This is a genomic window from Pseudophaeobacter sp. A-200-2 (assembly GCF_041008815.1).
GTDB classification, from domain to species: domain Bacteria; phylum Pseudomonadota; class Alphaproteobacteria; order Rhodobacterales; family Rhodobacteraceae; genus Phycobacter; species Phycobacter gallaeciensis_A.
The window spans coordinates 191,373-209,211 of sequence record NZ_JAXGFU010000008.1; the positions used below are offsets into that span (position 1 = coordinate 191,373).

Consider the following 17,839-nt stretch of genomic DNA (forward strand, 5'->3'; position numbering starts at 1 on the left):
CAGTGGCGGGTGCGTAAATTAAAAACGCCCCGCCATTTTGGCGGGGCGTCGTCATCTGGAAGACGGGAAGGCGGTTCAGGCGCCGAACACCCGTTTGAAGATCGTGTCGACATGTTTGGTGTGATAACCCATGTCGAATTTTTCCTTGATGCCATCTTCGCCGAGGGCAGCGACAACCTCGGGGTCTGCAAGCAGCAATTCCTGGAAATCAAGGCGCTCTTCCCAGACCTTCAGCGCGTTGCGCTGCACCATGGAATAGGCGTCTTCGCGGGACACGCCCGCTTGCGTCAGCGCCAGCAGCACCCGCTGCGACATCACCAAACCCGGGAACTTGTTCATGTTTTCCAGCATGTTCTCGGGGAAGATCAGCATCTTGTCGATGACGCCGGTCAGACGGTTCAGGGCAAAGTCCAGCGTCACAGTGGCGTCCGGGCCGATGCCGCGCTCGACCGAGGAATGCGAAATATCGCGCTCGTGCCACAGCGCCACGTTCTCCATCGCCGGGATCACGGTCATGCGCACAAGACGGGCCAGACCTGTCAGGTTCTCGGTCAGCACCGGGTTCTTCTTGTGCGGCATCGCCGAGGAGCCTTTCTGGCCCATCGAAAAGAATTCCGCGCCTTCCAGAACTTCGGTCCGCTGCATGTGGCGGATCTCGATGGCGACATTCTCGATCGAGGAGGCGATGACGCCCAGCGTGGCAAAGAACATCGCGTGACGGTCGCGCGGGATGACCTGGGTCGAAATCGGTTCGGGCTTTAGGCCCAGTTTCTCGCAGACGTGCTCTTCCACCGCGGGGTCGATATTGGCAAAGGTGCCGACCGCGCCGGAAATCGCGCCGGTGGCGATCTCTTCGCGGGCCCGCTGCAGGCGCGCCTTGTTGCGGTCCATCTCGGCATAAAAACGGGCAAAGGTCAGCCCCATGGTGGTGGGTTCGGCGTGGATGCCGTGGCTGCGGCCGACGCGCACGGTGTTCTTGTGCTCCATCGCGCGTTTCTTCAGCGCCGCCAGCAGGTTGTCCATATCGGCCAGCAGGATGTCGGCGGCGCGCACCAGTTGCACGTTGAGGCAGGTGTCCAGCACGTCGGAGGAGGTCATGCCCTGGTGCACGAAACGCGCTTCTTCGCTGCCCACGTGCTCTGCAAGGTGGGTCAGGAAGGCGATGACGTCGTGTTTGGTGACGGCTTCGATCTCGTCGATACGGGCGACGTCGAATTCCACGTCCTTGGCCTTCCAGACGGCGTCGGCGTTTTCACGCGGGATCACGCCCAGATCGGCCATCGCGTCACAGGCGTGCGCCTCGATCTCGTACCAGATGCGGAATTTGGTCTCGGGTGACCAGATGGCGACCATGTCGGGGCGGGCATAACGGGGGATCATCGGCGGAAACACCTTTCGCAATTGCGGGAACACTTGCGCCGCGTCATAGACCGCTCTGCTCAAAGGAACAAGCCGCCACGGCGGGGGCGGGACGTATTGTCCGCCCGCCGCGGAGCCTAGCTGATCGGGTCAGCCCTGGCTGATACGGTCAAAGACGTCCTTGTTGCGGCAATAGGCCGGGGCCGCGTCCAGATGATCCTGATCCGCCTGCAACTGGGTGCAGCCTGCCTGATCGTCGCAATGGCTGCAGCGCATGATGGCGCGCATCAGCTTGGGGCCTTCGTGCTCCGGGTCACGAGCGATGATCTCGCCCATGTCGATACCAAGGCGGTCGGCCATGCCGTTCACGAGGTCCGAGCTTTGCTCCAGTTTCTTCACCAGTCCCATGTTGCGTCTCCTGTCGTGCCAATAAGGGTGCGAATACATTGCAGGCGATCATGGCTAAGAACGAGTGGCGGGCCTTGATATCGATCAATCGGCGCAGGAATTGCGCGGACGGGCGGCGAAAAAGCCGCCTGTCCGTATCGTATATGGATTACGCTCAGCAGCGCTGAACTTAGTGAGGCGAAATGTCTACCGTGATCACCCGGGCACCGCTTTCCAATGTACGATGCACCGGGCATTTGTCGGCGATCTCCAGCAGCCTTGCGCGCTGATCCGGTGTCAGGGTGCCGCAGAGGCTGATTTTCCGGGTGAATTGATCGATCTTGGCCGGACCCGCCGGGGCAGCATCCTGCGCGTGCACCTTGTCGTGGCACACATCGACCGAAACGCTGTCAAGCGGCCATTCCTTGCGCCGGGCATACATCCGGATGGTCATCGAGGTGCAGGCGCCAAGCCCCGCTGCGACGAAACCATAGGGGGACATCCCCCGATTGGTGCCGCCATAGGCCAGCGGTTCATCGGCCAGCGCGTGGTGATGGGGGCCGGACTGAATGTCCTGCAGCAAGCCTTCGGGATCGGCTTCGGCAACCCGCACGATCCCCTCGGGTGCGCCGGGGGGCGGGGCGGGCGGTGTCATCTCCACATAGCGCCCGGCCCAGGCGGCAATCACCTCGGCGGCGTATTCGGCATCTTGCGCGCGGGAAATCAGATGGTCCGCGTCATCCAGCGTGACAAAGCTCTTGGGGTGTTTGGCGGCGGCAAAGATCTCGGCCGCGTTGTCGATCCCGACGGTTTCATCGCGTGGGGCATGCATCACCAGAAGGGCCGCATCCAGACCTGCAATGCAGGGGCCCAAGGCGCTGGCGCGGATATCGTCAAGAAACTGGCGGCGAATGGTGAAGGGACGCCCGCCAAGGCAGACTTCGGCGGCGCCGACCGCTTCGATCTCGGTCAGCTGGGAGCCAAAGTTGTGGGCCACATGTTCGGGATCATAAGGCGCGCCGAGGGTCACCACACCGCGCACCGAAGGAATGCCCGCGCGGGCGCGCAGAACCGCGGCGCCGCCCAGCGAATGCCCGATCAGCAGCTGCGGCGCCATATCACGCCCCGCCAGATACTGCGCGGCGGCAATCAGGTCCGAGACATTGGAGGAGAAGCTGGTGTTCTCGAACTCCCCATCCGAATGTCCAAGACCGGTAAAGTCAAAGCGCAGAACCGCAATACCCATCGAGGCCAGACGCCCCGCGATGCGCCGGGCGGCCGGGATGTCCTTGGAGCAGGTAAAGCAATGTGCGAACAGGGCGGTGGCAAGGACAGGCCCCTCGGGCAGGTCGAGGCGCGCAGCTAGCGCGGTCCCGGCGTGTCCGGGAAACGTGATGCGTTCTGTGGGCATGGAAGATTGGCCTTTGGTTTTCTCGATCCTAAGGTGCGGCAGCAGGCGGGGTTCGGCAAGGCGCGGGCCGAAAATAACACGTGAAGGTGAAGGGGCGAGACCATGGAGCACATCATCGGCATCGGAGGGTACAGCCCTGAAACAGCACGCGACCATGACATGTGGTCCCGTCTTGGCCGGTTCTGCGCGTCAGAACCCCGCGCCTTTGATCGCGATCCGGCCACCGGGCATGTTACCGCTTCGGCCTTTGTTCTCTCTGCGGATATGTCCTCTGTCCTGTTGTCCCACCACGCAAAACTGGACCGCTGGCTGCAGCTCGGCGGCCATTGCGACGGGATTTCCGATGCGCCCTTTGTGGCTCAAAAGGAAGCCTATGAGGAAAGTGGCCTTTCCCGGCTTGAGGTGTTGTCGCAGCAGGTGTTTGACGTCGATATTCATGAAATTCCGGCATCGCCCAAAGAATGCGCACATCTGCACTATGACGTGCGCTTCCTGTTTCGCGCTGCGGCGGGGGAAATTCAGGTCAGCCACGAATCCCACGCGCTGGAGTGGGTACCTGTGGACCGGCTGGAAGAGCGAACAACAGCGCCTAGTGTGCTGGTAGTGCGTGAGAAACTGCCGGGATTTTTGCGCGGGGCCAGTGCCTGCTGACGGCAGTGCGCCTAAACCTGTCTCTGCGACGGTGGGTCGCGTGATTTTTTAGGGGTTTTTGGCTGAACGGGACACAGGGCCTCCTCCTTTTGATCAAATTTATGCTAGCACCATAACATGACAGCGATTCTACAGACCCAGATCCCGTACAACCCGCTTGCCTCGCAACGTCTGCCGGGGATCAAACCCTTGCCGGTGGCCGATTGGCTCCGTTCGGATGGTGCCTTTGGCGACCAGATGGCGGAGCGTGAGCGCCTGCTGGACACGGCCCGGGACAAGGTCCTGATGCTGGACGAGGGCGGCCGTCCCGCTGCCGAAGAATTGCTGGAACGCGTACTGGCCCATCTGTACCCCGGTCCTGAGGATCAAGTGCAGCGCCCCGATGGGGTGACGGTGCGGATCGATTGGCAGGATCCCCTGGGAACCCTTGGCCGGATCACCCAGCAGGATTTCTGCATTCTGGAGAAACCCGAAGGCGCGGCGGAGCACGTGCTAACCGGCGCGGTTCTGTGTTTCCCGGCCAGCTGGACATTGTCTGAAAAATTCATGCGTCCGTTGACTGCCATTCACGTGCCGGTCGACAGCTATGACGCCAATATTGCGGCCCGGGTGCAGCGGCTGTTTGACGGCGTGCAGGTGGATCGCCCGCTGTGGCGGTTCAATGCGCTGTGGTATCACGATCCGATGCTGCACCAGCCCCGCAGCGCCGATGCGCCGCGCGAACAGCCGCGCAGCGAAGAAGCCGGGTTCATGCGCAGCGAGAAACAGAGCATTCTGCGTCTGCCTCGCACCCGCGCGGTTGTCTTTTCGATCCACACCTTCGTGCTGAGCCGCGCCGACGTCCTGCGCCAATGGCAGCAGGACGAGCAGGATATAGAGACCGTATAGGCTGCATCCGGCAAGGCGCCCTCTGGTCCGGGGGGGCCGGAGTTCAGGGGGTAGGCAGCTTCAGGACCTTTGCTGCGGCTTGAACCATTTCCGTACTTTGCAGCAGGGCCAGAAAGACACCAAGGCTCAGGGCTTGCCTGCGCGGGGTCAGCTGGGAGCCCCTGAGCAATTCAACCAGCAAAAGCAGCAGGGCAGCGGGCGCCGACAGCATCGCAACCAGTCCGGTTGCAGCCCATGTCACGATGCCTTGCGCCCGCGCACCGCCTTGAGCGGGTTTTAGGCCCGACAGATCCACGACCTGATCGGCGTGTGCTGGATCGGTGCGCACGTGGCGGGCGCATTGCTGGTCCAGATCATCTGCCATTGCCTCCACTGGCGCGAAACAGGAACGTCCGCGCGGCTTCTCGGCCACGGGCGCCGGGTTTGCGCCACTGCGAGCGGTAAACAGTTTTGCCGAGGTCCGCGATTTTCCGGTCGGTTTGAACGGGGAGGGCGTTGGCAGGGCAGTCCGGGCGGAGCGGCGCCGGGGTAAGGCACTACGTGGGTGGATATTGTCGGACGCCGGGCGGCTGAGCAGGGAGCCCGGCGTCCTTTCGGCCGTGGCCTGCGCCTCTGCCGTATCTGCCATGTCTACCGCGTGATGCAGGTTGAAGACGCCGAGAAAAGCGTCGCAGGTCATCGCCTTGGGCGCGTCCTGCCAGAACACCACCGTGGGCGATAGCGTTTCGGCCAGACGGCGCAGGAGTACCGCGAGCAGGATCTCGGTGATCTCGCTATCGCTGCCGCTGGGGTAGAGGCGCTCCATGGTGACCTCAAGGAAGATTGCCGGAGCAGAAAGGCCCGCCGGGACATGCATGCCAAGCCGCAGCGGTAGGCGCCGCAGCCGCAGGATAACCCGGTACTGATCGCCTTCCATCTCGACCCGGTTTGCCGCCCGAGTGTTGATCTGCGCCATCGGGTGGCCGTATTCCTCAAGCATGTCGACCGCCTGGATCAGCCCCTTGTTGAGGAGCCGGTTGCTGCGGGCCTTGAAACCGAGCCTGCCTTTGAACTGTTCTACCTGTGTCATTCTCAAGCCTCCTTCGTTCGGGGTGCCGTCAACCCAATATTACAAAGGGAAAAGGCACAAAGTGAGGCATCCGAACAGGTTCTGAGGGGCGGGGTAAAAAATCCCGCCAGGGCAGGTCGGTAAATTTTTACTCAAATAAAAACAATGTGATGTCAGTCGTGTTTGGCGCAAGCCCCCGCCGAATGTGGCTGAAACCGGGCGCCCTGCGGCCATGTTGATGCCATAGTGATTACAATGCACGGCAAATGGACGGACTGTTCGCAGTATGGGGGAATGGACTCAGTTGGCGCCCTTGCCGGAAATCCGCGGCCGCGCGCCAAGCCCGAGATTCAGCCGTCGATCTGCTGCCCCATGATGGCCAGTGATTGCTGATAAACGGTTGCCGCATTCCATTGTTTCAGGACTTTGTAATTCGGCTGCCCCGGCTGGTATCCCTTGCCCCGTTTCCAGCCTTTCTTGCGCAGGTAATTCGCGGTCGAGGCCAACGCATCCTGTTGATCATAGAAATCAACGCGCCCGTCACGGGTCCAGTCCACGCCATAGGTCAGCGCATTTCCGGGCAGGAATTGCGTATGGCCGAGCTCGCCATGTTTGGCGCCGAGTGTCGCGGGTGTGATCGCGCCCTGATCCACCAGCTTCAGCGCGCCGATGGCATGGGGCCGGAAGAAATCAGAGCGGCGGCAATCGTAGGTCAGGGTCACGATGGCCGAAACCACCTGACTGTCCCCCATGAAATGGCCAAAGGCGGTTTCCATGCCGTGAATGGCGATCAGGACACCTGCGGGCACGCCGTATTTCTTTTCCAGCGCCGCGTAGAATTGTGGGTTGCGGGCCTTGCGTTTGCGCCCCTGCGCAACAATCGTGGTTGAGCCGCGCAGCTGCATGAATTTCTCAAGGCTATAGCGAAAGCTTTTCTGATTGCGGTCGGCGGCGATGGTGCGGCTGGCGTACTGTGCCTGTGCCAGTGCCTTTAGTCCCTTGCCCTTGACGCCTGCGCGCTTGGCCTCGGCCGCAAACTCTGCCTTCCAGCTGGCAAAGCCCGCAGAGTTATTGCCACAGGAGGCGGCCACAGAGGCGACCGGCAGCAAAGAAGTCAGGGACAGGCAGAGAACGGGTAAAACACGCATGGTGGGAGCTTTCGGAAACTGGAACTGAATGTCTCCAGCCTACCGCTCCCGCGCAGGAAATATAGCGTGATAAGGCGCGTTTCAGCGCTGGTGTTGCTCTCAGGCAAAGGCCTCGGCGGCGGCGATGGCTAATCCGTCAGCCACGGCTGTCAGCGCATGACGGTTTTCCACCTCCGCTTTCGGGCAAAGACGCTGAATTTCCTGCTGCAGACAGCCCAGCAGCGCCGAGCCGCCAACCAGAACGATGCGGTTAACCTCTTCCGGGGCAGTGCCTGCCAGTTTCAGTGTTTCTGCGGCGGCTTCGGCCAGTTCCTGCATCTGTGCCTCCAGTAAGGCCGAGATGTCATCGCCAGAAAGAGAGGCCTGCAGGCCGCGCTCCAGAACCTTGAGATCGATCTGTGCGTCGGCGTCCTGCGGTTGGTTGGCTGCGATCTTGCCGCGCTCCACCGCAAAGGCGATGTCGTGGCCCAGTTCATCCTCCAGCGTGCTAACGAGGCGCGCCAGCCTGTCCGGCTCGCTCGCCTGTTGCTGGAGGTCACGTGCGGCGCGGCGGTGCTCGGGCGTATAAAGAAACGGGATCATCTGCCAGCTGGACAGATCGTTGTAGATCCGGTTCGGCGCGGGCAGGGTGCCGCTGCCGAAACTGTTGCGGATGCTGCTACCACGCCCCAGAAGCGGCATAACACGGGCCAGGCTGATCTTCTGGTCGAAATCGGTGCCGCCCAGACGAATCCCGTAGGAGGCCAGAATATCAGTGGTGCCGTCAGCGTCCTGCCGGAAGGCGGTAAAGTCCGAAGTGCCCCCACCGATATCGACAATCAGCCCCAGCCCCGAGCGGGCCTCGGTTGCGCGCAGCGCCGCTTCGGGCTCCAGCATGAAGCGCACGTCCTGAAATCCGGCAGCCAGGTAGCAGGCACGGAGGTCGTCTTCGGCCTGGGCATTGCGGGCCTCATCGCGGCTGTGAAACCGCACCGGACGGCCCGACAGGGCATGGGTGAATGTCATGTGGGTCTGCGCCTCGGCACGGGCTTTGACCTCGGCCAGAAACTGGGTGACTACCGCCGAAAGGGTCATTCGCTGCCCGCCAAGGCGACGTTCCTCGTGCAGCAGGGGCGTTCCAAGCAGGCTTTTGAGGGCGCGCATGAAGCGGCCCTCGTCGCCGGAAATCAGCGCCCGGGTAGCGCTGCGTCCGATGCGCATCTTGCCGCTGTCGGGATCAAAGAAAACCGCAGTGGGAAGGGTCTGTTCGCCCGGTTCCAGTTCAATCAGCCAGGGGCGCCCGCCCGCCGCCACACCTGCCGCCGAATTGGAGGTGCCAAAATCGATGCCTAAAGTCATGGGGGCGGTCATTGGCCTGTCTCCTACGGGTCCGGGGAGCGACGGCTTTACAGGCAGAACGGGCGGGGTTCAAGAATGACTGCCCCGCGCATTTGCCTTTGTCATCCACAGCGATGGGGGAACGCGGTTGATCGGTTCAGGTCGCAGAGGATCCGCTTGGTAGGGTAACCCGAAAGGTGGAGCCTTGTCCGACCTCAGAGGACACTTCCAGCAGGCCATTGTGGTTGGAACAGATCCGGCGGCTGAGTGTCAGTCCGATCCCGGTGCCATCGTATTCATTCGGGTTGTGCAGCTTCTTGAACAGCTGAAAAATCTGCTGCTGATCTGAGGTTGAGATCCCAGCGCCATTGTCGGTGACGTCGATGCGTTCCTGCCCCTTGTTGGCCCCGGAAACGGACGTAATGGAGACGATGGGTTTGCGCGCGCCTGAGCGGAAGGTGATGCCATTGGTGATCAGGTTCTGAAATAGGCAGCGCAATTGCATTCGGTTGCCAGTCACCACCGGCAGGGGGCCAATGTCGACGGTGGCCCCGGCATGCTGGATCTCGCCTTGCAGATCCTGCACCAGCTCGCCCACCAGCGTTTTGAGATCGATGTCCCGCTTTTGGATGCGGGCGCCAACCACGCGGGAGTATTCCAGAATGTCATTCATCTGCCGCATCATGCGGGCTGCGGTCTTCTGGCTTTGCTCCAGCAGGAAAATTCCGTCCTCGCTCAGCCGGTCGCGTTCGGCATCCAGCTCCTGCAGCAGCAGGTTGAGCGTATTGGCTGGCGATTTCAGATCATGCGAAACCGCATAAGTGAACTCGCGCCTCTCCCGGTTGATATGTGCCATTTCAAGCATTGTTGCCCGCGTCCGGATCGCATCGGTGGCGCAAAAGGCCAGTTGCCGCAGCAGGGATATGTCCGTCTCAGTCCAGGCGCGCGGTTTGTCATCAATTACCGCCAGCACCGCAGCGGGTACACCGCCGGGTCGGTAAACCGGCACGCCAAGATAGGAACCAATGCCAAGCCCCGGGGCAATACCCGTGCCCAGATCCGGGGGAGGGTTGGGGGCATCTTGAACAGTCACGGGGGCATCCTTTTGGATCACGTGCTGGCAAAAGGAATGAGACAGAGGCGCGTGCCGATCCTCTGCCGCCGGGCCGCTAAGCCCGGTCTGACTGGTGAAGAATTGACGTTCTGCGTCGCTGTCGATGGTGGAGAGCAGAGCCACCGGGGCGCCAATGGTGCGTTGTGCCAACCGGGTCAGGTTGTCGAATTCCGGGTGGGGCGGGCCGTCGATCAGCTCAAGATCCCTGAGGCTGAATTTCTGCATTATGAACGCTCGCTATTCTGAGAAACTCATGTCGCACCCTACGACAATATGGTGGCAGAGCTTAACCTTTTCTGAAGCGCCCGCATCGCTCCAGATCTGAAGGCTGCCACTGGGTGCCCCACTGAAGGCCGGACCTGTGAATGAAAAAGAGCGCCCGATGGGCGCTCTTTCATGGTTTCGACTGCCGCAGCTATTAGCAGCTGTAGTACATGCCGTACTCAACCGGGTGCGGGGTGTGCTCGTAGGTTTCGACCTCTTCCATCTTGAGCGCAATGTAGCCCTCAATCTGGTCTTTGGTGAACACATCGCCCTGCAGCAGGAACTCGTGGTCGGCCGCCAGGCATTCCAGCGCTTCGCGCAGGGAGCCGCAGACGGTCGGGATGTCGGCCAGCTCTTCGGCGGGCAGATCATAGAGGTTCTTGTCCATGGCTTCGCCGGGATCGATCTTGTTCTTGATGCCGTCCAGGCCAGCCATCAGCAGGGCTGCAAACGCCAGGTAGGGGTTTGCGGCCGGATCGGGGAAGCGGGCCTCGACGCGCTTGGCTTTCGGGCTTTCGGTCCACGGAATACGCACGCAGCCGGAACGGTTACGGGCGGAGTAGGCGCGCAGAACCGGAGCTTCGAAGCCGGGGATCAGACGCTTGTAGGAGTTGGTGGACGGGTTGGTGAAGGCGTTCAGCGTTTTCGCGTGCTTCAGGATGCCGCCGATGAACCACAGGGCTTCGTCGGACAGGTCCGCATATTTGTCACCAGCAAAGAGCGGCTTGCCGTCTTTCCAGATGGACATGTTCACGTGCATGCCGGTGCCGTTGTCGCCTGCGATCGGTTTCGGCATGAAGGTTGCCGATTTGCCGTAGGCGTGCGCGACGTTGTGGATCACGTATTTGTATTTCTGCAGCTCGTCCGCCTGTTTGGTCAGGCTGTCGAAGATCAGGCCCAGTTCGTGCTGGCAGGAGGCAACCTCGTGGTGGTGCTTGTCCACCTTCATGCCCAGACGCTTCATGGTCGACAGCATCTCGGAACGCAGGTCCTGTGCTTCGTCGACGGGGTTGACCGGGAAGTAGCCGCCCTTGACGCCGGGACGGTGACCCATGTTGCCAACTTCATACTCGGCATCGGTGTTCCAGGACGCGTCGGTCGCGTCGACTTCATAGGACACCTTGTTGATCGAGTTGGAGAAGCGCACGTCGTCGAACAGGAAGAATTCCGCTTCCGGGCCCATGAACGCCGCATCGCCGATGCCGCTGGACTTCAGGTAGGCTTCGGCCTTCTGTGCGGTGCCGCGCGGGTCACGCTCGTAGGCTTCGCCGGTGTCGGGCTCAACAACCGAGCAGTGGATGCAGATGGTTTTTTCCGCGTAGAACGGGTCGATATAGGCGCTCTCGGTGTCGGGGATCAGCTTCATGTCCGAAGCTTCGATCGATTTCCAGCCCGCGATGGAGGAGCCATCGAACATGAAGCCTTCTTCGAGGAAATCCTCGTCGACCATGTCCACGTCTACGGTGACGTGCTGCAGTTTACCACGTACGTCGGTGAACCGGATGTCGACATAGGCGACTTCCTCGTCCTTGATCAGCTTCAGAACTGCGTCCTTGCTCATTGGTGCTTTCCTCTCCGTAAGAAAATTCGTGTGTTGCTGCGCCAACCCGCTACGCTGCCTTTGGCAATTTCAGCGCGCTGGCGATATCTGGTATTAGAGTGCGTCGGGGCCGGTTTCGCCGGTCCGGATGCGGATGGCCTGCTCGACCGGGCTGACGAAGATCTTGCCGTCGCCGATCTTGTCTGTCTTTGCCGCGTTCACGATGGATTCGATCGCGCCGTCCACCTGATCGTCGTCAAGAACCACCTCGATTTTCACCTTGGGCAGAAAATCGACGACGTATTCGGCGCCGCGATAAAGTTCCGTGTGCCCCTTCTGGCGACCAAAGCCCTTAACCTCGATCACGGACAGGCCCTGTACACCGACGTCCTGCAGCGCCTCTTTCACCTCGTCCAGTTTGAACGGTTTGATGATGGCTTCGATCTTTTTCATCTCGTGGGCTCCTCACAACCTTGTCGAAGCTGGTCAGATCATTTCTAAATGCTGGCGACAATGGATGCCGCCAAAGATGCCGGAAAATCAGCCTGCAAAACAGGCAGATGTGATTAAAAAATAATCTATACGCCTAAAAACTGAGCGGTTTTGAATCGCGGGAGCCTGAAAGATGACCGAACTGCTGACCGCCGCCCAGATGCGCGCCATTGAACAGGCGGCAATCGAGTCAGGTGAGGTGACCGGCCTGGAGCTGATGGAGCGGGCCGGGCAGGGCGTGGTAGAGGCGATTTTCGAGGAATGGCCCGAGTATGAAAGTGCTCCGCAAAGCGCAGCAGTTCTATGTGGACCGGGAAACAACGGCGGAGATGGTTTCGTCGTGGCACGCCTATTGGCTGGGAAAGGATGGCTCGTTAAGGTTTTCCTATATGGTGATCCGGACAAGCTCCCCCCCGACGCGCGCACGAACTACGAAATCTGGTTGGCTGACAATCAGGTAGAGGAGCTTTCTGAAAGAGGGTTTCGGAAAGAGCCCTATACGATTTACATCGATGCTCTTTTCGGAACCGGTCTGTCACGCCCGCTCGAGGGGACGGCGTTGGATGTTATCAGCCATATGACGGGCAGAAATGGTGACCGTTATGACGATTGTACCGTGGCCATCGACGCACCTTCCGGGATTTGTCTGGATAGCGGTCGATGGTTGGTGCCGCAGCCGCCATCGCTCAAAGAGCTGTTTGGCAAGCTTCCTGCGGGGGCGAAGATCCGAACGTCAGCACTGCCCAAGGAGCCTGACCCTCGGCCCCAAGCCAGACTGACGGTCGCGTTTGACTCCCCCAAAGTCGGTCACTTCATCGCCGCTGGCCCCACGCACTGTGGGCGTGTGGTAGTCAAGGATATCGGTTTGGCGAACTGGCGGTCTTTCAAACCTCGAAAAGAAGGGCAGCCGCCTTTTGTTGTGACCGAAAATGGCCCGGTTGGCATATTGCGTCCAGCCGGTGTTCGCCTCACAGGGCAAGCGCCAATCGTTGATGACGTTCGCAGTAAGATATCTTTCAAAGACACTTCCCGCTGGATGGCCAAGCGATCAGGCCACAAATTCTCCCACGGTCACGCCCTGATCCTTTCGGGTGGTTCCGGTAAGACAGGTGCCGCGCGGCTGTCGGCGCGGGGGGCGCTTCGGATCGGGGCAGGGCTGGTGACGCTGGGCGTGCCGCCAAGCGCCCAGCAGGAGGTCGCCTGCCAGATCACCGCGCTGATGCTGCAACGGGTGGCAGATGCTGAGGCTCTGGCTCAGGCGCTCGAGGATACCCGCCTCAATGCGCTCTGCCTTGGCCCCGGAATGGGCATTGATCGCGCGCGGGATCTTGTGCCTGCGGCCCTGGTGGCCAAACGGGCCACGGTGCTGGATGCTGATGCGCTCTCAGCCTTTGGCGATGCGCCGGAAGAGCTCTTTTCCATGCTGCATGAAAAATGCGTGCTGACGCCCCATGGCGGCGAATTTGCGCGGCTGTTCCCGGATATTGCCACGAAACTGAACGCGCCCGCCACCAAAGGTCCGGCCTATTCCAAGGTGGACGCCACGCGGGAGGCCGCCGTGCGGGCAGGCTGCGTGGTGCTGTTCAAGGGCGCCGATACGGTCATCGCCGCGCCAAATGGGCGCTGCTCGGTCAACTCCGCCCATTATGATCGCGCCGCTCCCTGGCTGGCCACCGCCGGGTCGGGCGATGTGCTCGCGGGCTTCATCACTGGCCTTTTGGCGCGAGGCTTTGCCCCGATGCAGGCCGCCGAAAGTGCCGCCTGGCTGCATGTGGAATGCGCGCTGGAGTTCGGCCCCGGACTGATCGCCGAGGACCTGCCAGAGCAGATCCCAGCCGTATTTCGCAAGCTTGGGTTTTAAGCCGCCGGGCGCAGATTTTCGCCTGCCGCGCGGGAGGTGGCGATCTCCATGCCGCCGGCGTAGATCACATGGGGGCGATCAAAGGTCAGGGTGCAGAGTTCCAACATCTGCATGCCTTCGTCGCGGATGAACTCCTCATCGATCAGTTCGAACGCAGGCACAACGGCCTGCGGCTGTCCGAACATCGCCTTGGCGCGCCAGTCTCGGATCAGAACCTGCTGGTTCAGCGGTAGCAGCAAATCGCCGCCCGGCTGAGTGTGCCCCAGCGATCCGGCTGTGAAGCGGACCGCATGCATCATGGCGCGGGATTTGCGGATCTTGCTCAGCGGAGTGAGGCCCTGCGTCCGTGTAATCAACTGATCCCCGGCTGTCAGAGTCTCAACGGCCAAAGCGCCGTCTTGGGTCTGGATCGGAGTGCCGGTAATCAGCGTAACCGAACTTTGGGCCGCGTGGCTGCCGGTCTGCTCGCGGCGGCTTTGCAGGATGCGCGCAACGATATGCTGCGCAGGCGGATTCGCGTGCGGTTTCATGGGGGTCTCTCACTCTGCCTCAGTAGCATTTTATTTGTTTTTTCCAGACACTAGCCATTTGGCGCGCCCGCGTCTGCGCAATTTTTCGCTTATGGGGGAAGCTGTGGCTGAGATGTGTCTTTGGTGCCGCAATCGAATAGTGTGGTTCCGGTGCGATTTCCTCTCGCATCCTGCGGCGGGCTTTGCTATTCAGCGGCTCACGCAGCGCCGGAAGGTGCTGCGCCAGTGCGGGTGTGGCGGAATTGGTAGACGCACCAGATTTAGGTTCTGGCGCCGCAAGGCGTGGGGGTTCAAGTCCCTTCACCCGCACCATTTTGATTTCAAGTAAAAAATCCAAGTCGCTTTTGTCAGGATTCCGCTGGGGGAATTGAGGGCTGCCCCTTTTTGTGCGGCAGTAGCGGTGGCTGGTTGACGTCCTGTTGTTTCGTCCAGGTCCCGACTAACGAACCTGACCCACGTATGCCCACGCGGCCGAAACAGTTCCTGAAAACGTTGCAGGTTCCAAGTTTAAGGAGATTCGGGCAGAAAGTTTGGAAACTCTCGCTGAACCCCATGCATGAAAATGTCGATTTCAAGCGCCAGGCCGACCTCGAAATCGTGGAGGTCGGGGCCGCTCCAGTGGTCATCCTCAAGGCGGTCAAGGAAGCTGCAACGGATCTGCTCGTCCTGTGGCTTCAGGGGGAGGGTCCCGGCGGCACGCAGCAGGTCGATACGCTTATGAACCTCGCACATACCATGAAAAGCCTCCATCATCACACGCATCAGGCGCGGCTCGGTTCGCCAAGTCTGCCCCCCGAATACGTCTTGGATCACGCGGTTACCGGCACCCAGACAATCATAGGCAACGCACCCCTTCAGGCCTTCCTGCGTCAGATTTTCGTGGATGTTGCAGCGATGCCCCGAGAGATTCCTGCAAGGTTCGCCAGGGTTCTTGTCGAAAGCAAAGTCTTCGCCCTTGTCGAAAGCCAGCACAACACAGCAAAGGGCTGCACATTTCGAGCAATCGGTTTGGAGACGGTCTGTGTGCGGCATTGTTGTTATCGACTTCCGATGGTCGCTCAGTTGGAGGTTCCGGGCTGCCATACCTTTTGAAATTCCTCAAGTCTGGATATGTCGGCGTTTCAGTTGTGCGCCGCGACGCGACACTCCGGCGGTGCATCGACCTTTCACCCTAACCGCGGCATATGGCGGTCGTGTGGGGCGGTATTACTCGTTGGGATTATGGCGCCGCAGAGCAGAGAAACGCTGGGCGGCGCCTGAGCCGAGAGCGGGCGGTTCGCCTCGGGGGCTTCTCTAGGTGGAACCGGGCACACATTCAACGGCGAGCGTCAAAATAAGGCTGATGACCGCCTCACGCGCTTGATCCTGTGATTTCTTTCCGCGCAGCTTGCGGGCGAGCGCAGAGCCGCGGGTGGCGGCGTCCTGCGCAAGGATCAGCAGCGCAATCTCCAGCAACTGGTGCATAGCCAGATCAGCTAGGTCTAGCCCCAACAGCCTTTCGAACTCTGCTGGCGGTCTGCACTCCGCCAGCATGCCCTTCAGGGTAGGTCCATTCTTTGACGTCTCGGCGCGGGCAAGGCAAATGTCGGTCATACCCGCCATTTCGGAGAGAAAGACGTCAACCGGCATGCGGGCGGTCTTTTGGGAGTAGCCAGCTTGCCGCTCAAGAATGAGCTCCTGCTGCGCCGGGACAAAGGAGACCTGCAACCCATCGATTGCTACATCCGATGCAGCCGAGGGGCCGAGGCGATTGCGCAGGTTGAGCGCTTCGGCGAACAGCACAATTTGCAGAAGGTCGGTCTGTGTCAGATCACAGGAAATACGCTGAATGCCGCTGCGACCGATGTGTTTGTAGTTGAGCACAAACCGGGCGCCGCCGCCTTCTCGCGGCTCCATTGAAAAGATCTTTGCTGACATGCCGCGCGTTATAGGGAAGGTTGCCGGACCTTCAAGCGACCTTCGACCGGTTCGGAAATGCGCGGTAACTGAGTTGTTGAGCGGTACCCTTGCGTCTGGATATCGGCCAATGGACCACTTCGGAGCAGGCAATTTGGGTGACGTAGATGCCGGTTTGCCTGCAGGATATGCCCCGATAGTGAGGCAGGCATATGGAGGGGGCCGTGGCGCCACGCCGAAATAGACGCCACGGCCACACCAATCAGGCTGCGAGGCCGACCTTGGTCACGGGCATGGCTTTGAAGCCTTTCAGACCTTCGATATTGGCCAGCAGGCGACGCAGGTTCGGGTGGGCTTCCAGCGAGATGCCACCTTCGGGTGCATGCGCGCTATAGGAATAGATGGCGATGTCGGCGATGGTCGGCTCGGTGCCCACCAGGAATTCACGGCCTTCCATATGCGCCTCGATCTTGCCAAAGACGGTGGCGGCGGTTGCCGCGCAGAATTCTGCGTCAAAGGGTGCGTTGAAGACGTTGATCAGACGGGCTGCTGCCGGGCCAAAGGCGATTTCGCCAGCTGCCAGGCTGAGGAATTTCTGCACCTCGGCTTCCAGCACCGGATCGGTGGGCAGGAAGGACGGTGCGTATTTGCGCGCCAAGTAGACCAGGATGGCGTTGGAGTCAGCGATCACGGTGTCACCGTCTTCGATTACCGGCACCTGACCGGCGGGGTTCAGCGACAGGAACGGCTCTTCCTTGTGGGCGCCTGCAGCGAGGTCAACGGTGATGACCTCATGTGCGATGCCGGCGAGGTTCGCAAGCAGTTCTACCCGGTGGGAGTGGCCGGAGAGCGGGAAGCCGTGAATACGGATTGAATTGGACATTTGGGGTTTCCTTCCTTTGTCTGATGCCTGTGCGGCTTATGGACAAGGCAAAGGTAAACTCGCCATATTGTGAGGATAACCGGTGAAATTGACGAAGTATAATGTACGGATTGACGACAAAAAATATGCAAGGAACTCCATAGAATGGACACGCTGGATTGTATGCGCACCTTTGCTGCCGTGGCGGCGCAACGCTCTTTTACCGCGGGTGCCCGGCAGGTGGGAATCAGCACCAAACTGGCCAGCAAATATGTGGCCCGGCTTGAGGAAAGACTGGACGCGCAATTGCTGCACCGGACCACGCGCAGCGTCACTCTGACCGACACCGGACAGGCCTATCTGGAACGCTGCATCGCCCTGCTTGATCAGTTCGAAGAGCTGGAGGACGTGGTGCAGCAGCGCCAGCAGCAGCTTGTCGGTCCGATCCGCATCACGGCCCCGACCGGGCTTGGTAGCCGCGAATTGGTGCAGGCGCTACAGCCGTTCCAAACCGAGCATCCGGATGTGCGGATCGAACTTGTGCTCTCTGACCAGCATATTTCGATCCTTGAGGAAGGCGTCGATCTTGCGGTGCGGTTCGGCACGCTGAAGGATTCCTCGCTGGTGGCGCGCAAGCTGACCGACATGCCGGTGGTCGTGGCCGCATCCCCCACCTATCTGGCGGCCCATGGCGAGCCAAAGGAACCCCACGCGCTGTCGACACATAATTGCCTGCTGATGACGGCCTCGTCGCAGCCAGAGGTCTGGACCTTCAGCCAGGGGCGTCGTCAGATCGCGGTCACGGTCACTGGGGATTTCAGGGCGAATTCCCCCCGCGCGGTGGTCAATATGGCAGCGCTGGGGCGGGGCATTGGCCGGGTGCCGGAATACGCGGCACGCCCATTTCTGGAGAGCGGCGAGCTGAAGCAGCTTTTTGCGGATCGGGGCACGGTGAATATTCCGCTTTATGCGGTCTACCCGCCCAACAGGCATCTGACCACGCGCATCAGGGCGCTGATCGATCATCTGGCCGGGGCATTTGGCGGGTGAAGCACCTGCCGGGCGCGGCTG

Annotated in this window: 17 protein-coding genes and 1 tRNA gene; 6 read left to right on the forward strand and 12 right to left on the reverse strand. The window is 60.8% G+C overall.

The features are described from left to right. Positions 1-75: 75 nt before the first annotated feature. The 3 genes from purB to SM766_RS13745 all read right to left on the reverse strand — a co-directional run bounded on the left by purB (position 76) and on the right by SM766_RS13745 (position 3,157). Entirely contained in the window at positions 76-1,380 is a 1,305-nt protein-coding gene (gene purB / locus SM766_RS13735; protein WP_368948119.1) for an adenylosuccinate lyase, read from the reverse strand. A gap of 129 nt (positions 1,381-1,509) precedes the next feature. Continuing rightward, on the reverse strand, positions 1,510-1,767 hold the full coding sequence (locus tag SM766_RS13740; protein ID WP_347510069.1) for a DUF6455 family protein: 258 nt from the start codon (positions 1,765-1,767) through the stop codon (positions 1,510-1,512). A gap of 169 nt (positions 1,768-1,936) precedes the next feature. After that, positions 1,937-3,157: a bifunctional alpha/beta hydrolase/OsmC family protein gene (locus SM766_RS13745; RefSeq protein WP_368948120.1), complete on the reverse strand. Its 1,221-nt coding sequence runs from the start codon at positions 3,155-3,157 to the stop codon at positions 1,937-1,939. 102 nt (positions 3,158-3,259) lie between these two features. On the opposite strand from SM766_RS13745, the gene SM766_RS13750 reads away from it, so the two are divergent. Then, entirely contained in the window at positions 3,260-3,808 is a 549-nt protein-coding gene (locus SM766_RS13750) for an NUDIX hydrolase (protein WP_368948121.1), read from the forward strand. A 117-nt stretch (positions 3,809-3,925) separates the two neighbouring features. After that, positions 3,926-4,696 carry a heme-dependent oxidative N-demethylase family protein gene (locus SM766_RS13755; protein WP_368948122.1) on the forward strand — a complete coding sequence of 257 codons (771 nt, stop codon included), beginning with the start codon at positions 3,926-3,928 and terminating at the stop codon, positions 4,694-4,696. Positions 4,697-4,739: 43 nt separating this feature from the next. Here SM766_RS13755 and SM766_RS13760 read toward each other — a convergent pair whose 3' ends face one another. The 6 genes from SM766_RS13760 to SM766_RS13785 all read right to left on the reverse strand — a co-directional run bounded on the left by SM766_RS13760 (position 4,740) and on the right by SM766_RS13785 (position 11,580). Further along, positions 4,740-5,765, reverse strand: a complete 1,026-nt coding sequence (locus tag SM766_RS13760; RefSeq protein ID WP_368948123.1) for a hypothetical protein — start codon at positions 5,763-5,765, stop codon at positions 4,740-4,742. A gap of 329 nt (positions 5,766-6,094) precedes the next feature. After that, positions 6,095-6,892, reverse strand: coding sequence for a lytic murein transglycosylase (locus SM766_RS13765; protein WP_368948124.1), 798 nt, complete (start codon positions 6,890-6,892; stop codon positions 6,095-6,097). A 99-nt stretch (positions 6,893-6,991) separates the two neighbouring features. Then, positions 6,992-8,242 (reverse strand): Hsp70 family protein, encoded by a 1,251-nt coding sequence (locus tag SM766_RS13770; protein WP_368948125.1) that lies wholly within the window; start codon positions 8,240-8,242, stop codon positions 6,992-6,994. Between the two features lie 124 nt (positions 8,243-8,366). Then, positions 8,367-9,548 (reverse strand): ATP-binding protein, encoded by a 1,182-nt coding sequence (locus tag SM766_RS13775; protein ID WP_368948126.1) that lies wholly within the window; start codon positions 9,546-9,548, stop codon positions 8,367-8,369. Positions 9,549-9,741: 193 nt separating this feature from the next. Next, positions 9,742-11,148, reverse strand: coding sequence for a type I glutamate--ammonia ligase (gene glnA, locus SM766_RS13780; protein WP_065270449.1), 1,407 nt, complete (start codon positions 11,146-11,148; stop codon positions 9,742-9,744). Positions 11,149-11,241: 93 nt separating this feature from the next. Continuing rightward, entirely contained in the window at positions 11,242-11,580 is a 339-nt protein-coding gene (locus SM766_RS13785) for a P-II family nitrogen regulator (protein WP_065270448.1), read from the reverse strand. A 172-nt stretch (positions 11,581-11,752) separates the two neighbouring features. Between SM766_RS13785 and SM766_RS13790 the strand changes: the two genes are divergently transcribed. Further along, positions 11,753-13,480 carry an NAD(P)H-hydrate dehydratase gene (locus SM766_RS13790; protein WP_368948128.1) on the forward strand — a complete coding sequence of 576 codons (1,728 nt, stop codon included), beginning with the start codon at positions 11,753-11,755 and terminating at the stop codon, positions 13,478-13,480. On the opposite strand, the gene SM766_RS13795 is transcribed toward SM766_RS13790, so the two are convergent. Next, positions 13,477-14,010, reverse strand: a complete 534-nt coding sequence (locus SM766_RS13795) for a Hint domain-containing protein (protein ID WP_368948129.1) — start codon at positions 14,008-14,010, stop codon at positions 13,477-13,479. The two genes, SM766_RS13790 and SM766_RS13795, sit on opposite strands and share 4 nt — an antisense overlap. A gap of 227 nt (positions 14,011-14,237) precedes the next feature. Here SM766_RS13795 and SM766_RS13800 point away from each other — a divergent pair. Both SM766_RS13800 and SM766_RS13805 read left to right on the forward strand, forming a co-directional pair. After that, a tRNA-Leu gene (locus tag SM766_RS13800) sits at positions 14,238-14,322 on the forward strand. A 147-nt stretch (positions 14,323-14,469) separates the two neighbouring features. Further along, the gene (locus tag SM766_RS13805; RefSeq protein ID WP_368948130.1) at positions 14,470-15,102 is read left to right on the forward strand and encodes a hypothetical protein; all 633 of its coding nucleotides are present in this window, start codon (positions 14,470-14,472) and stop codon (positions 15,100-15,102) included. 201 nt (positions 15,103-15,303) lie between these two features. Here SM766_RS13805 and SM766_RS13810 read toward each other — a convergent pair whose 3' ends face one another. Together SM766_RS13810 and SM766_RS13815 are read right to left on the reverse strand one after the other, a co-directional pair. After that, a complete protein-coding gene (locus tag SM766_RS13810) occupies positions 15,304-15,906 on the reverse strand; it encodes a hypothetical protein (protein ID WP_368948131.1) in 603 nt (200 codons plus the stop codon). A gap of 262 nt (positions 15,907-16,168) precedes the next feature. Continuing rightward, on the reverse strand, positions 16,169-16,789 hold the full coding sequence (locus SM766_RS13815) for a glutathione S-transferase family protein (protein ID WP_368948133.1): 621 nt from the start codon (positions 16,787-16,789) through the stop codon (positions 16,169-16,171). A 144-nt stretch (positions 16,790-16,933) separates the two neighbouring features. On the opposite strand from SM766_RS13815, the gene SM766_RS13820 reads away from it, so the two are divergent. Continuing rightward, entirely contained in the window at positions 16,934-17,818 is an 885-nt protein-coding gene (locus SM766_RS13820) for a LysR family transcriptional regulator (RefSeq protein ID WP_368948134.1), read from the forward strand. Positions 17,819-17,839: the final 21 nt, after the last annotated feature.